This window comes from Streptomyces sp. NPDC008150 (assembly GCF_042956945.1).
Classification (GTDB): Bacteria; Actinomycetota; Actinomycetes; order Streptomycetales; family Streptomycetaceae; genus Streptomyces.
This window is the reverse complement of the sequence record NZ_JBIBHJ010000008.1, coordinates 23,257-36,936: the sequence shown is the minus strand read 5'-3', so window position 1 is coordinate 36,936 and position 13,680 is coordinate 23,257. Positions and strand designations below refer to the sequence as shown.

At 73.3% G+C, this 13,680-nt stretch carries 9 protein-coding genes; 3 read left to right on the top strand and 6 right to left on the bottom strand.

The features are described 5' to 3' along the window. Positions 1-198: 198 nt before the first annotated feature. On the top strand, positions 199-1,173 hold the full coding sequence (locus ACFZA0_RS20595) for a bifunctional riboflavin kinase/FAD synthetase (RefSeq protein ID WP_391018803.1): 975 nt from the start codon (positions 199-201) through the stop codon (positions 1,171-1,173). A 158-nt stretch (positions 1,174-1,331) separates the two neighbouring features. On the opposite strand, the gene ACFZA0_RS20590 is transcribed toward ACFZA0_RS20595, so the two are convergent. The 3 genes from ACFZA0_RS20590 to eccE all read right to left on the bottom strand — a co-directional run bounded on the left by ACFZA0_RS20590 (position 1,332) and on the right by eccE (position 7,598). Beyond that, positions 1,332-4,949, bottom strand: a complete 3,618-nt coding sequence (locus tag ACFZA0_RS20590) for an SCO5717 family growth-regulating ATPase (protein ID WP_391018799.1) — start codon at positions 4,947-4,949, stop codon at positions 1,332-1,334. Between the two features lie 517 nt (positions 4,950-5,466). Then, on the bottom strand, positions 5,467-6,243 hold the full coding sequence (locus ACFZA0_RS20585; RefSeq protein WP_391018797.1) for a hypothetical protein: 777 nt from the start codon (positions 6,241-6,243) through the stop codon (positions 5,467-5,469). Beyond that, on the bottom strand, positions 6,240-7,598 hold the full coding sequence (gene eccE / locus ACFZA0_RS20580) for a type VII secretion protein EccE (RefSeq protein WP_391018794.1): 1,359 nt from the start codon (positions 7,596-7,598) through the stop codon (positions 6,240-6,242). The genes ACFZA0_RS20585 and eccE overlap by 4 nt, the downstream gene beginning before the upstream one ends. 200 nt (positions 7,599-7,798) lie before the next feature. Between eccE and eccB the strand changes: the two genes are divergently transcribed. Continuing rightward, positions 7,799-9,325 (top strand): type VII secretion protein EccB, encoded by a 1,527-nt coding sequence (gene eccB / locus ACFZA0_RS20575; protein WP_391018791.1) that lies wholly within the window; start codon positions 7,799-7,801, stop codon positions 9,323-9,325. Between the two features lie 13 nt (positions 9,326-9,338). Beyond that, complete coding sequence (gene mycP, locus ACFZA0_RS20570) at positions 9,339-10,628, top strand: type VII secretion-associated serine protease mycosin (protein ID WP_391018789.1); 1,290 nt, start codon at positions 9,339-9,341, stop codon at positions 10,626-10,628. On the opposite strand, the gene ACFZA0_RS20565 is transcribed toward mycP, so the two are convergent. Genes ACFZA0_RS20565 through ACFZA0_RS20555 form a run of 3 tightly spaced genes read right to left on the bottom strand, consistent with a single transcriptional unit; the run spans position 10,618 to position 13,620 of the window. Continuing rightward, positions 10,618-11,163 (bottom strand): hypothetical protein, encoded by a 546-nt coding sequence (locus ACFZA0_RS20565; RefSeq protein ID WP_391018787.1) that lies wholly within the window; start codon positions 11,161-11,163, stop codon positions 10,618-10,620. The two genes, mycP and ACFZA0_RS20565, sit on opposite strands and share 11 nt — an antisense overlap. After that, positions 11,160-13,214, bottom strand: coding sequence for a hypothetical protein (locus ACFZA0_RS20560; RefSeq protein ID WP_391018784.1), 2,055 nt, complete (start codon positions 13,212-13,214; stop codon positions 11,160-11,162). The genes ACFZA0_RS20565 and ACFZA0_RS20560 overlap by 4 nt, the downstream gene beginning before the upstream one ends. 16 nt (positions 13,215-13,230) lie before the next feature. Beyond that, the gene (locus ACFZA0_RS20555) at positions 13,231-13,620 is read right to left on the bottom strand and encodes a hypothetical protein (protein ID WP_391018781.1); all 390 of its coding nucleotides are present in this window, start codon (positions 13,618-13,620) and stop codon (positions 13,231-13,233) included. Between the last annotated feature and the right edge of the window lie 60 nt (positions 13,621-13,680).

Genomic DNA, 13,680 nt, shown 5'->3' with positions numbered 1-13,680 from the left:
CGGAAGCGGCGGCGCCACGGCGGGCAGGTGCGGCGGGAGACCTGCGGGTGAGAGGCGCGGCGGGGCGGATCGCGGGGTCCGCGGGCCGTGCGCCCCGTCACAGCCTCCATGCCGATGCGGGCGGCGACCACCGGGCATGGCACCCTTAGACCTGCGTAAGAGGCAACACGGACACGGGTTCGACGAGGAGCGGTCACAGTGCAGCGCTGGCGTGGCTTGGAGGACATCCCCCAGGACTGGGGGCGCAGCGTCGTCACCATCGGGTCCTACGACGGGGTCCACCGCGGACACCAGCTCATCGTCCGCCACGCGGTGGACCGCGCGCGGCAGCTCGGCGTCCCCTGCGTGGTCGTCACCTTCGACCCGCACCCCAGCGAGGTCGTCCGCCCCGGCAGCCACCCGCCGCTGCTGGCCCCGCAGCCCCGCCGGGCCGAACTCATGGCGGAACTCGGCGTGGACGCGGTGCTGGTGCTGCCGTTCACCAAGGAGTTCTCCAAGCTGTCGCCGGCCGAGTTCCTGGTGAAGGTCCTGGTCGACAAACTGCACGCCAAGGCCGTCGTCGAGGGCCCGAACTTCCGGTTCGGCCACCGGGCCGCGGGTGACGTGGAGTTCCTCAAGGCGCAGGGCGGGACGTACGACTTCGAGGTCGAGGTCGTCGACCTGTACGTGAGCGGCGACGCGGGCGGCGGTCAGCCCTTCTCGTCGACGCTGACCCGGCGGCTGATCGCCGAGGGCGACGTCGACGGGGCCCGCGAGATCCTGGGCCGCCCGCACCGGGTCGAGGGCGTTGTCGTCCGGGGCGCGCAGCGAGGCCGTGAACTCGGTTTTCCGACCGCCAACGTCGAGACCCTCCCGCACACCGCGATCCCGGCCGACGGCGTCTACGCCGGCTGGCTGCACGCGGCCGGCGAGGCGATGCCGGCGGCCATTTCCGTCGGCACCAACCCGCAGTTCGACGGTACCGAGCGGACCGTCGAGGCGTACGCGATCGACCGCGTGGGCCTCGACCTGTACGGGCTGCACGTCGCCGTGGACTTCCTCGCGTTCGTGCGCGGGCAGGCCAAGTTCGACTCCGTCGAGGCGCTGCTGGAGCAGATGGCGGTGGACGTGAGCCGCTGCCGGGAACTCGTCGCGGCGGACGCGACGCACACGGCGGAGACCACCGGCGGCTGACCGCCGCCCGTGCCGTCACCGTCGGTTCTGGACGCCAACGGGTGAGCGGCGACCGGTACTTGTCCGTACCGGCCGCCCCTCATTTGTGTCCCGGACCGCTGCCGGAGCTGCGCCGCGGGCAACGTGCTCCGCTGCCCCGGTCACAACCGCCGTGCCCGCTACCGCTGTTGGGGCGGCGCGGGCGGCGGCGGGGTGTCGCCGTGCTGCGGTGCCGGCTGCGCCTGGGGCCCGCCCTGCGGCTGCTGGGGCTGCTGCTGGGGGAACGGGGGCTGCTGGGGCGGGACGTGGCCCGGGTGCGGGTGGCCCTGCGGGGGAGCCGCCGGAACTCCGGGCTGAACTCCCGGCTGTGCGTAGCCCTGTTGGGGCGGAACCGGCGGCTGGTACGGCACTCCCGGTGCCTGTTGGGGCGGGCCGGGCTGCGCCGGAACCTGGTACTGCGGAGGCTGCTGCCCGTAGGGCTGCTGCGCGGGCACCTGGCCCTGGCCGGGCGGATACGCGGGCCCCTGCCCCGGCAGTCCCTGCGCCGGGTACTGCCCCGGCGCAGGCCGCTGCGGGTACTGCTCGGAGGGGTACTGCTCGGAGGGGTACTGCTCGGACGGATGGTGTTCCGGCCCGCCCTGCCCCTGGCCGTACGCCTGGCCCGGGTAGGGCAGGCCCTGCGCCGGCAGACGCTGGCCCGGCATGGGCGGGGCGGCCACGGGAGGCGGGTTGCCGTCGGAGGTCCACAGTCCGTGGGCCTGCTGGTGGCGCACGAAGTCCTCGGCGACGAGCGTCGCGAGGTCGAAGTACGCCTCGCGCACCTTGGGCCGCATCATGTCGAGGTCGACCTCGGCGCCCGCGGCGAGGTGTTCGTCGAAGGGCACCACGACGACGCCGCGGCACCGCGTCTGGAAGTGGCCGACGATGTCGTCGACCTTGATCATCTTGCCGGTCTCGCGCACTCCGGAGATCACGGTCAGGGACCGCGACACCAACTCCGCGTATCCGTGCGCCGAAAGCCAGTCCAGGGTGGTGCTCGCGCTGGACGCGCCGTCCACCGACGGGGTCGAGATGATGATGAGCTGGTCGGCGAGGTCGAGGACGCCGCGCATGGCGCTGTAGAGCAGTCCGGTGCCCGAGTCGGTCAGGATGATCGGGTACTGGCGTCCCAGCACGTCTATCGCGCGCCGGTAGTCCTCGTCGTTGAAGGCGGTCGAGACGGCGGGGTCGACGTCGTTGGCGATGATCTCCAGTCCGGAGGACGCCTGGGACGTGAACCGCCTGATGTCCATGTAGGAGTTGAGGTAGGGGATCGCCTGCACCAGGTCGCGGATGGTCGCCCCGGTCTCCCGGCGCACCCGGCGGCCGAGGGTGCCCGCGTCCGGGTTCGCGTCGATGGCGAGGATCTTGTCCTGCCGTTCGGTGGCCAGGGTCGAACCGAGCGCGGTCGTCGTGGTCGTCTTGCCCACGCCGCCCTTGAGGCTGATCACCGCGATCCGGTAGCAGGAGAGCACCGGCGTCCGGATCAGGTCCAACTTCCGCTGCCGCTCGGCCTCTTCCTTCTTCCCGCCGATACGGAAGCGGGACGGGGCGGCACCGGGACGGCCGCTCTTGGCCTTCTGCCGCTTGTTGTTGAGCAGCCGGTCGGAGGACAGCTCGACAGCGGCGGTGTAACCCAGCGGCGCCGCACCGGGGTTGACCGGCTGACGCTGGTCGTGCTGGATCGGCTGCGGCCAGGCGGTGCCGGCGCGGGGGTCGACGGGCGGCTGCGGCTGGACCGGCGGCTGCGGCTGTGCGGGGGCGGCGGCGGACGGCTGCTGGTCGCGCGGGCCCTGCTGCGGGAAGCCGTACCCGGGGCGCTGTTCCGCCTGCTCGCCCGGCTGTCGCACCCCCGCTTCCGGGTGGCCCGTCGGCGCTGCGGGCGCCACCGGAGGCGAAGGCGCGGGCGGGGCCTGCGGGTTGAGGCCCGCCTGGGCCTGGGGGTAGCCGTAACCGGGGCCCGGGTGCGGAGCGGGGTCGTTCGGGCCCGGGGTGAACGGCCCCGGCGCGGGTGCGGGCGTGCCCGTGGGCTGCGGGAAGCCGTAGCCCTGCTGCGGAGGCACCGCGGCAGGAGGCAGGTCCCAGCCCGCGGGCTGGGACTGCGGCGCCTGCGGCGCCTGCGGCGCCTGCGGCGCCTGCTGACCCTGCGGCGCCTGCTGACCCTGCGGCGGGAACGGCGGCTGCTGCGGGGGCACGGGCGGAGCCGGCGGCGCTGCCGGTGCGGCGGCGGGGAACACGAACGTCCCCCGGTCGACCGGCTGTTGCCGTTGCGGCTGCTGGGGTGCGTTGTCGTCTGCCCGGGGAGGCTCGGGCCGTGCGGGCCACTGGGCGGCGGGCGCGGGGGCGGCGGGCTGCGCGGCGGGTTCGTAGGACGGCGGCAGCGGCGGAAGCCCGGCGGCCGCCTGGCCGGCCGGCTCCCCGGGCACGGCGTCGACCGGGGCGGGAGCGGGGGCCGGGGTCGGGGCCGGAGCCGGAGCCGGAGCCGTGTGGGCACGCTCGTCGGCCGCGTCGATCACGTCCACGTCGTCCACGTCGTCCGTCGTGTCGAGCGCGTCGACCGGGTCGGCGTGGGCGGCCTTGTCCTCGGGGGCCGGGGGAGCCTTGGGGACCTCGGGAGCCTTGGGGGCCTCCGGCTCCTTGGACGTCTCGTGGTCCTGGGGTCCCCTGCGCTCTTCGGATTCCGCGGATTCCGCAGACTCCGCGGGCTTCTCCGCGTCCCGGGGTTCCTCGGTGGAGGTGGCTCGCGCGGGGGCGGTCTGCGCGGCGCGGGCCTCGGCTGCGTCGTCCTCGTCCGGGCCGTCGAGGGCTCCGGAGCCGTGCGCACCGCCGACGGCGTCCGCGCCCGTGTGGGCGTCCACGCGGTCGGCGGTACCACCGGGATCCGCAGGGCCGGTCTCGGAGTCGGCCCGGCCGAAACCGGAGTTGGAGTCCGTGGCGTCGTCCGCGCCGGTCGAAGGCACGTCGTGCGTGCGCGGCGCAGCCTCGTCGGGCACGGGGCCGCTGCCGTCCGTGAACGCACCCGCACCGGCGCTCGCGCCCGCGTTCTCGGCTTCGTCCTGGGCCTCGGCCCGGGGCGCGGCATCCGCGTCGGCGTCCGTGCCCGTGCCCGTCTCCGTACGGGAGTTCGTGCCTTCCTCGTCCGCCGAGGCGTTCCGGTCGGCGATCTCGCGGCGCAGTGAGGCCGCGGAGAAGCGCATCGTGGCGCCGCTCTCCAGGTCACCGCTGTCGGTGGGCCCGGTGTTCGCCGGGGCGGTGGGGGACCACGCCGGACGGAACTCGTCGGCGGAGTCGTTCACCGGACCGTCCACCGGGCCGTCCGCGGCGGAGGCCACGGGCGGCTGGGGCGAGTCCGGCCGCCGGGCCGCCACGTACCCGCCCTCGGACGGCGCGCCCGGCACACCGGGGGCGGAAGCGTCCGGCGCACCGGGGCCGGCCGGAACACCCGGCGCCCCGGCCGTCGTCCACGGCGCCGGAGGGGCTGCCGGGGCGGGCGGCGGAGGCGGAAGGGGGGCCGTCGGCGGAGGCGGGAAGGCACCCCCCGCGCCGGGTGCTGGACCGGGCGGCACGGGGCGGCCGGCCCCGGTGCCCGCATCCGTACCGCCCGCGCCCGAACCGCCCGAGGCGTTCTGCGTGTACCAGGCGGGCGGGGCGTAGTCGATGGTGAACTCGCCCGTCGAGTCAATGGCGGGGTCGGCGTCGGGCTGGTCGTCGCCGGGTGTGGCCCAGCCCCCGCGGATCCCGTCCCGATCGCTGCTCACAGTTCCTCCTGATGTGGTCGAGCACCCGCAAGCCGTGCCGGGGTGACCGTTCGTCGCGTACTCGGCCGGTCGGAATCGGTCGGACGGTGCCCCGAACCGGTCCGGCCCGCCGGGCCCTTGGTCACGGACGCCCACGTCCCCCTCGTGGGTCTGCTGCGGCGCCCGGTCCCAGCCTAATCACCACAAGCATCCTCGTGGCAGGCCCGTCCAACCCTCCGCGCGCACCCGCCCCGGCACGCACTGCCCCGAATCTCCCTTACGTACAGGCCCAACTACCCCGGAAAACCGCCAAAATGGACGTCCGGGGCGATCGCCCCGAAGGGGAACGCGTGCGAACCGGCCGTAACTCGACAACTCGACAACCGGGCGACTCGACGTCCCGGCAGCCGCGTACGCGGTCGCGCGGCGGCACGCGGCCGCCCGGCACCGGCCTCGGCCTCGGCGCCCAGCCCCCGTACCCGGCACGGGGCGACCTCGCGTCCCCGTCCGGCTCGGGCGGTCCCGCCGCGGGTCGGGTTCAGTCCATCCGGCGCGGCGTCCCCAGCAACCCGGTCTCCGCGTCCGTGGGTTGGGTCATCACGTACTGCCGGTCGCGGTCGGCGCACCACAGGGTGACGCCGTCGGCAAGGGTCGGCAGGGAGTCGACGTCGGCCCGCGGCAGGGTCATCGCGCGGCCCAACTCGCCCGCCTCGTCGGGGGAGATGCGCTGGACGCCCACCAGCCGTGCCTGGCGCACCAGCCGGGGTGCGACGGGGCTGAGGTACGGCAGCAGCGTGAGTACGGACTGCCACGGGCCGGAGACGACCCGGCCGCGGGGCGGCCGCATGCCGCAGTCGCGGACCACCAGGACGGGCGTCCCGGCGGACGCGCCCTGCGGCGGCACCCGGCCGACCTCGTACACCGCGAGCCCGTTCTGTCCGCCGCCCATGGCGTGCACCATCTGTATCCACGCCTGGGGCCGGCCGGTCTCCACGGCCACGCGCGCACCGGTGGCCGCGGCCCGCAGGGCGAGGACCTGCGCGGTCCACAGGCCGCCGATGAGCACGATGTCGTACGGGGTGGGCCTGTTGAGGCCGAGGACGGCCGGGGCGCCCGCCGCGTCCACACCGATGACGACACCGTCGTCCCCGATGGGCAGCGTCAGCGCGTCGACCTGGTCCGGCGACAGGGTGTGGCGCGGGTGCCGGGGGCCGAGCAGCCCGAAGCCGCCGCGCAGCCGGCCGCGCGCACCGCCACGAGGGGCCGGGGCGGCGGTCGTCACGGGGGCGGGCTGCTGCGGAACCGTCGCCGTCATCGGGCACCTCCGAGGGGCAACGTCGCGAGAAGGGCCGGGAGTTGCTGCCGGTCGAGGCGGGCCAGGCCCATCCCGGTGTGCCGGGCCGCGCCGACCAACGCCCGCCGTGCGGCGGTCAGTTCGTCGTCGCTGCGGCCGGTGACCCGCAGATGGGCGGTCACGGTGACCTCCTGCCGCTCGCCGGGGGCCAGCGTGAGACTGAACGTCGTCGCGAGGGCGGGCACCGCCGTGAGCAGGGCGATCACCTGGGGCAACGACGTCCCTCCGGGGCCGCGTTGGGGCCAGCGGCGCACCCAGTACGTGGTGTGCCGGCGGTTGTCGCAGCGCCAGCTCCGGCCGGACTCCTCGGTGCGCCGCTCGCGCGTTCCGGACCGGCCCGCCTCGGCCGTCACCAGGGGGTTGGCGCACGCGGACGTGGCGACGGCGGAGACCAGTTCCTCCTCGTTCAGCACGGTCGCGCGGAACCCGGCGCCGGTCAGCCGGCTCGCGAGGTGGTCGGCGACCCGCACCAGGCACTTCTGCGCGCCCACGACCCCGCCGCCGCGGGCCGCGACGGCCTCCGCGCACTGTTCGGGATCGAGCTTGAGCGCGATCCAGGTGATGCGGACCGCCGGGGCGCCCGTCTGCTCCTGGAGCGGCGCGTAGTTGCTGACGGCGACCGACTGCTGCGGCAGGTGCAGCGCGGGCGCGGGCTGCGTGTGCAGCACCACCTGCGCGGACTCCAGCCGGATACCGTCCACTTGGAGCGCGTCCCGCACCAGGGCGACCGGCAGGGGGTGCCTGCCGCGCTCGGCGCGCAGCGCGGTGATGTCGGCCTCCACCTGCACGACGGCGGTGACGAACGTCCCGTCGCCGATCATGCCGACGGAGCGCCCGTCGCGTCCCCCGTACGTGTAGGTGCGCAGCGCGGGGTCGCACTCCACGGCGGGCGCGAGGCCGGGCTCGGTCTCCGGGGGTACGGCCGTGGTGTCGGCGCGGCGCTGCCGCACCTTCAACGCCCGTGCCGTGGCGAGCCATTCGGGCAGCGCCCGGCCCCGGCGGCGTACCAGGGCGAGGAGGACGAGGACGGCCGCCACGACCGCGGCCGCCATCAGCGCGACGGGGCCGACGACCCAGCCGACGAGCAGCGCGGCGGCCGCCGTCTCCAGCAGGACGAGTCGTTGCAGCCGGAACGTCCCGGCCTGTCCGCGCCGCGTCCGGGGGAGCGAGGCGCCGGGCCCCCGTGGGCGCGCGCCGGACTCCGGGGCCATCGCCCGCCGCCCGTCCGGGTGTTGGGGTCCCGGCGTCGGTCCGGACGGCGCGGAGCCCCGTTCCCGCGACCGGTCACGAGACCGCGTACGTGTCCCGGAAGCCATCACTCCATCCCCCCGTTTTCCTCACAACTCACCGGTGTCCCGGCGCACATACGGCCCCAGAGGGCCCCGGTACCCTACCCGCTCCGCAGGCCCCTGCCGACACCAGGCATAGTAGGGGCCCGGTCCGACACCGGAGTGCCCGAAGCGGCGACGTCCCACCGCCCGCGGCACGGGGGAAACACGGGGAGAGACAGACACAGATGGCATCTCGGCGGGATCAGCTCAACGCCTACACCTTCGCGAAGCGGCGCATGCTCGCCTCCTTCGTCCAGTCGTCCCCCGACGGTTCCGAGGAAGGCGCCCCGCGCCCGCTGCGCGGTGTGCTGCCCGGCATCGGGGTCGGCGTGCTGGTCATGGCGGTCTTCGGCGCGTGGGGCCTGTTCCGGCCGACCGCGCCCGCGGGCTGGGACGCCACCGGGAAGAACGTCATCGTCGCCTCCAAGTCGACCACCAGGTACGTCATCCTGAAAACGGACCAAGAGAAGCCGGAACTGCACCCCGTCCTCAACATGGCGTCCGCGAAACTGCTCCTGGGCACCGGCGAGGACAGCGTGGTGACCGTCGCGGACTCCGTTCTCGACAGCGGCAAGATCCCGCGCGGCGTCACCGTCGGCATCCCCTACGCCCCCGACCGCCTCCCCGCGGCGGACGAGGCGCGGGCCGCCAAGCGCTGGGCGGTCTGTGAACGGCCCAGCGCGGGCGGCCGGTCCATCCAGAAGGCGGCCCTCGTCCTCGGCACCCGCGACATGGCGAAGACCGAGGGGGCGGGCCGGCTCACCGGCGGCGACGTCCTCTACGTCGAGACCCCGGACGGCACCCGGTACGTCGTGGACGCGTCCGGCAGGGCGTACGAGGTCGACAAGGGCGACGAGTCGCTGCTGCGGGCCGTCGTCGGTTCCGAGAACAAGCCGCAGCACGTCTCCGCCGCCTGGCTCGACACCCTGCACAAGGGCGACCCGATCACCTTCCCCGACCTGACCGGCACGGTCGGCGCCCCGGCCCACGCACCCGGTCAACTGGACGACTCCGCCAACAAGGTGGGCATGGTCCTGCGGGCGATGGACAACGGCTCCGAGCAGTACTACGTGGTGCTGCCGGGCAGGGTGGCACCCGTCTCCGACTTCGTGGCCCGACTCCTGCTGTCCGACGAGCGGTTGGTGTCGCTCGGCCAGGTGGGACACCCCGAGGAGACCAGTCCCGGCGCGATCGTCCCCGGCGCGGCCTTCGGCACCGACCACACCTGGCCCACCCTGGCGACACACCCGGTCAACGAGGCGTCCGAGGCGGTGGGCAGCCGCAGCACCGTCTGCTCGGTGCTGCGCGACGTCGACGACGACGACGGCACCACCACCCTGAGCACCTGGGTCGGCACCGACTTCCCCGCCACCCTCCCCACCGGCTCGTCGAGCGCCTACGTCACCCCCGGATCAGGGCAGCTCTACCGGCAGTTCCAGGGCGCGGAGACGAAGGCGGGCCCCGTCTTCCTGGTCACCGACACCGGGCTGCGCTACGTGCTCCAGTCCAACGCGGACAGCGCCACCGACGACTCGGGCATCGGCACCACGGCCAAGGAGCGCCAGCAGCTTCAGCAGGAGGCCAAGCAGGCGCAGACCGCCCTCGGCTACAAGGACGTCACCCCGGCACCGATCCCGGCCGCCTGGTCCGAGTTCCTGCCCACCGGACCGCGCCTGTCGAGGGCGGCGGCCCGCCAGCCCCAGGGTTCCTGAGGAGACGAGGACCATGCCGCACGGGAACTCCCCGGCACGCACCGCCGTCCGCGCGGCGGCGCTGACGGCCGCAGCACTGCTGGCATCGGCGCAGGCACCGGTGTCCGCGGCGAGCACGGCCGCTCCGGCACCGCTGACGGTGGCATCCACGTCGGCTTCCTTCTCGACGGACCAGTGCACGTTCCCCAACAAGCAGTACCCGGGCCGGCCCTGGGCCCTCCAGCGGGTCCAACTGGACGAACTCTGGAGCCAGTCCAGGGGCAAGGGCGTCAAAGTCGCCGTCATAGACACGGGTGTCGACGTCAAGAACCCCCAACTCGCCGACGCCGTCGACGTCAAGAGCGGCATCAACCTCATGAAGCCCGGCCTGAAGGACGCCGACGGCAACCCGATCCCGCACGGCAACGCGCAGGGCACCACGGACACCGTCGGCCACGGCACCAAGGTGGCCGGCATCATCGCCGCCCGCCCGGCGAGCGGCACCGGCTTCGTTGGCCTCGCACCCGAGGCGGAGATCATCCCGATCCAGCAGAACGACGCCGAGGGGCACGGCGACGCCAAGACACTCACCCAGGGCATCCTCCACGCGATCAAGGAGGGCGCCGACGTCATCAACATCTCGCAGGACACGTCGAAGGCGGTCGCGCCGGCCGGCTACCTGGAGGACGCCGTCGACCAGGCCCTCGCCAAGAACATCGTGGTCGTCGCGTCCGCGGGCAACGACGGCCTCGGCGGCAACGTCAAGAAGACCTACCCGGCGTCCTTCGCCGGCGTCCTCGCGGTCGCGGCCTCCGACCGCAACAACGAGCGCGCCTCCTTCTCCCAGTCCGGCGACTTCGTCGGTGTCGCGGCACCGGGCGTCGACATGATCTCCACGGTGCCCAAGGGCGGCCACTGCTCCGACAACGGGACGAGTTTCTCCGCCCCGTACGTCGCGGGCGTCGCCGCGCTGATCAAGGCCAAGCACCCCGACTGGACGGCCCGCGAGGTCGTCGCCCAGATCGAGCAGACCGCGGAGCGCACGATCTCCGGCCACGACCGCCTCGTCGGCTGGGGCGTCGTCGACCCCGTGGCCGCCCTCACGGACGACGACCACCCCGTGGAGTCCCCCACCCCCCAGGACGGCCTGACCGGGGCCGAGGCCCCCAGCCCCGCCAAGGTCCAACTGGGCGAGACGGCGGACCAGCACAACGCCCGCCTCGCGACCTACGTGACGGTCGGCACGGCGGTGACGGCGGCGGCACTGGGCGGCGCGGCGGTGGCGATACGCGACGCGCGCCGCCGCCGCGGGATCACTTCCTGAGGCAGTGCAGGGACTTCACGGTTGCCGGCATGTAGGCCCGCATGAACCGCTCGATGACCACCCGCCGTTGGGCGTCGGCCCGGCCGCGGGTCACCTTGAGGGTGAGGGTGAAGTGATCGGCGCCGGAGGAGTCGAGGCAACGAGTGGTGGCGATGGCACCGTCGTCGCCGACAACGGCGTCGTCGGCGAGGCGAATGCGGCGGGGGTTCTGCAAGCGGAACACCGCATCGCCCGGATACGCCGCCTTCATCGGGTCCATCGAGCCACCATGAGTGGCCAACTTGATTTCCATGGCCTGCTCTTCGCCGACGTAGACCTTGCAGTAGGACCACTGCCCCGGCTTGCCGAAACCCGAACTCGTGCGCTCGCGAATACCGTCCGTGGGCTGAAGGATCGCTGCGGAAAGTTTACGACTGATCGGCGTCTGGCAGATCGCTCGTGGGATCTTGGGCGAGGGAGAGCACGATGTGAGCGACATCCCCACCAGGCAGAACGCCGACAAAAATAGGGTGGCTGGGCAGGACAGCCGTCTCACCTTTGCCCTCCAGAAACGCCGTTCGCGTGCATGATTCCTTCGTCTGCGGAGACTTCGGTCGAATGTCGAAGAGGATAGGGGGATTCCCCACCGGAACCGTGGACGCTCCACCACTCATCCGTCAGTGCCCGCAATTGATTGTTCCGATTCTCGTAGATCGCGACCCTCTTTTCGGTGGCCGTGTCGTCCAGCCGCTTCTGCTCGTCCGCAAGCCACTGATCGGTGACGTAGTCGAACCCCTGCTGCACCTGTCCGCTGACCACCGGGACGTATCCGATCGCCTGGTCGAAGACCCACTTCCCCTCGAACGAGGCCGTCGGGGGCGCCGAGGCGGTCTGGGCGCGGGCCTCCTCCAGGAAACCGACGGTCCGTCCCGCCCTGATCAGCGACTCCTCGGGATAGCGCTGATCGGCCCGGTGGATGTCGGCGACCAGGGCCCGGTTGATCTCGTGGTTCAGCGTCCCGTAGGCAGAGTGGTCCTTCGAGACCTGCTTGAACACCTCGAACAACTGGTCCTGCGGCAGCGGCGACGCACCCATGTCGATGCTGCTGGCCGCGTAGTGAACCGTGTCTCCGTGGTTCACCAGGATGTGGGCCATCGGGTCCCGGAGAGAGGAGGGGAAGTCGTCCTGCCGCCGGGCCAGATGGGTCAACGCGGAGCGGAACACCGCGTCGTTGGCCTTCGTGTGCTGGACGAACCTCGCGCTCGGGTCCGAGGGGTCGACGCCGGTGGCCGCCGCCTGGAGCGCCGCTCCGAAGCCCGCCCGGTCGTCGCCGTCCAGCGCGGGGCGGTACGCGGGCGCCTTGCCGTTGTCCGAACCGGCGTCCATCAGCACGCGCCAGTCGCGTTCCTCGGTCAGGTACTTCATACGGTCGTCGGACCCGAGGTAGGAGGCGGCCGCGCCCGGGTCGTGGCTCATCACGCCGAGGAGCCCGTCCATGGGGTCGTTGGCGAACCAGGCGCCGTGCCTGCCGCTGTAGTGGCCCTTGAGGTCCCAGACGTCGGGGTCGGCCTTCTCCGCGGTCATGATGTCGTCGCCGACGTCGGACAGGAACTGCGGTGAGTACCCGTCTCCGTGCTGCATCAGGGTGACGAGCGACTGGTAGCCGCGGACCTTGTCGAGGCTGCTGCCGTTGAAGACGGTGTCGTAGCGCTCGACTCCCGCTCTCCGGACGTCGGAACGCCACTGCTCGTACCAGGGGGAGCGGGTGTCGTGGGTGGCGGTGGCGAGGGTCCGGGCAAGACCGGACTCGATGGCGGCGAGGCCGCCGCCGTCCGCGCCGCCGGGAACGTGGATGAGGTCGTTGAGCCGGTTGGTCATCCGCACGGTGCCCGCCGCGCCGAGTCCGGCGAGGAAGGTGCGGCTGAACGACGTGTCGTGGTCGTTGTCGCGGAACAGGAGCCGCAGCTCGGCGAGTTCACGGGCGGACAGCTTTCCGCCGGAGGCGAGCTTGCGCGCGATGACGTCGGCTGCGGCCGCTTCGTACTGCTCCACGTCGCCCTTGGCCTCGGAGTTGAAGCCGTTGACGGTGCCGTCGCCGGGGTCGGAGTCGACCGTGACGGAGCGCAGGGCGATGCCGACGCCGTGGTCGGCGTCACCGACGTCGCGCACGGCACGGTCCAGGCGCTGCTGCCACGAAGAGGCGGAGACGCAGGGGGAGTTGTCGGTGCGGGCGTCGTCGTCCTTGTCGGGGGAGGCCGAGACGATGCCGGAGTCCGAGACGCGGAGCCCGGCCGCGACGGCTTCGTGCCGTACCGCCCGTACCCCGCCGCGGAGTTCGACGAACTGGGCGTGGGCGTCGCGCAGGAGCGAGGCGACGGCCTTCGCCTCGGTCTGCGCGGCCCCGAACTCCCGCAGGGTGATGGTGAACCGGGTGTGGGCGGCGTCGGCGCTCGCCCCGAGCCAGGAGGGCGCGACGGTCACTCCGTGGACGTCGCGCCGGTACTGGGACTCCCGTTTCGCGAACTCGCCCGCCATGGCGTCCCATTGGTCGGCGGCAGCGGTGAGGCAGGCGAGGTCGGTGGTCATGATCTCGTGGTACGTCGGCACGGCGGTCGCTCCCGGTCTACAGCAGGTCCAGTGAGGACGGTCGGCGCAGACCGGCGGCGACGCCGGTGTCCGTCCGGTCGAAGAGCGCATTGGTGTCGCGGAGGGCGGCCTTCTCGGAACCGAGCCGGTTCAGCAGCGCCGCGACCTGCTCGCCCCAGCGATGGTGCGCCGCCTTCAAGGCACCCGAAGTGGCCCATCCCTGACCGTCCTTGGGGCCGAAGGCGCGCACCGCGGCGGACGTCTCGGCATCGGCGTGGTCGCCGGCCCGGCGGGTGTCCGGCTCCAGGTGGTGCTCGATGGCACGGGCGGCGGACCGCTTCTCGGCAGGACCGGAAACGAACTCGGACGGGCCACCGCGTCCCGGTCCGGGATGCCCGGGGACCCGCTCTCCGTCATCGTGTGACACGACCGCACTCCCGCCGACGAACCTGCTGTAGCGACATGGACGCGCAGAGTAACAATGGCT

Excerpts from the sequence above, each read along its gene's own strand:
- mycP (WP_391018789.1), top strand. The coding sequence starts at position 9,339 with ATGCCGCACGGGAACTCCCCGGCACGCACCGCCGTCCGCGCGGCGGCG.
- eccE (WP_391018794.1), bottom strand. The coding sequence starts at position 7,598 with ATGGCTTCCGGGACACGTACGCGGTCTCGTGACCGGTCGCGGGAACGG.
- ACFZA0_RS20585 (WP_391018797.1), bottom strand. The coding sequence starts at position 6,243 with ATGACGGCGACGGTTCCGCAGCAGCCCGCCCCCGTGACGACCGCCGCC.
- eccB (WP_391018791.1), top strand. The coding sequence starts at position 7,799 with ATGGCATCTCGGCGGGATCAGCTCAACGCCTACACCTTCGCGAAGCGG.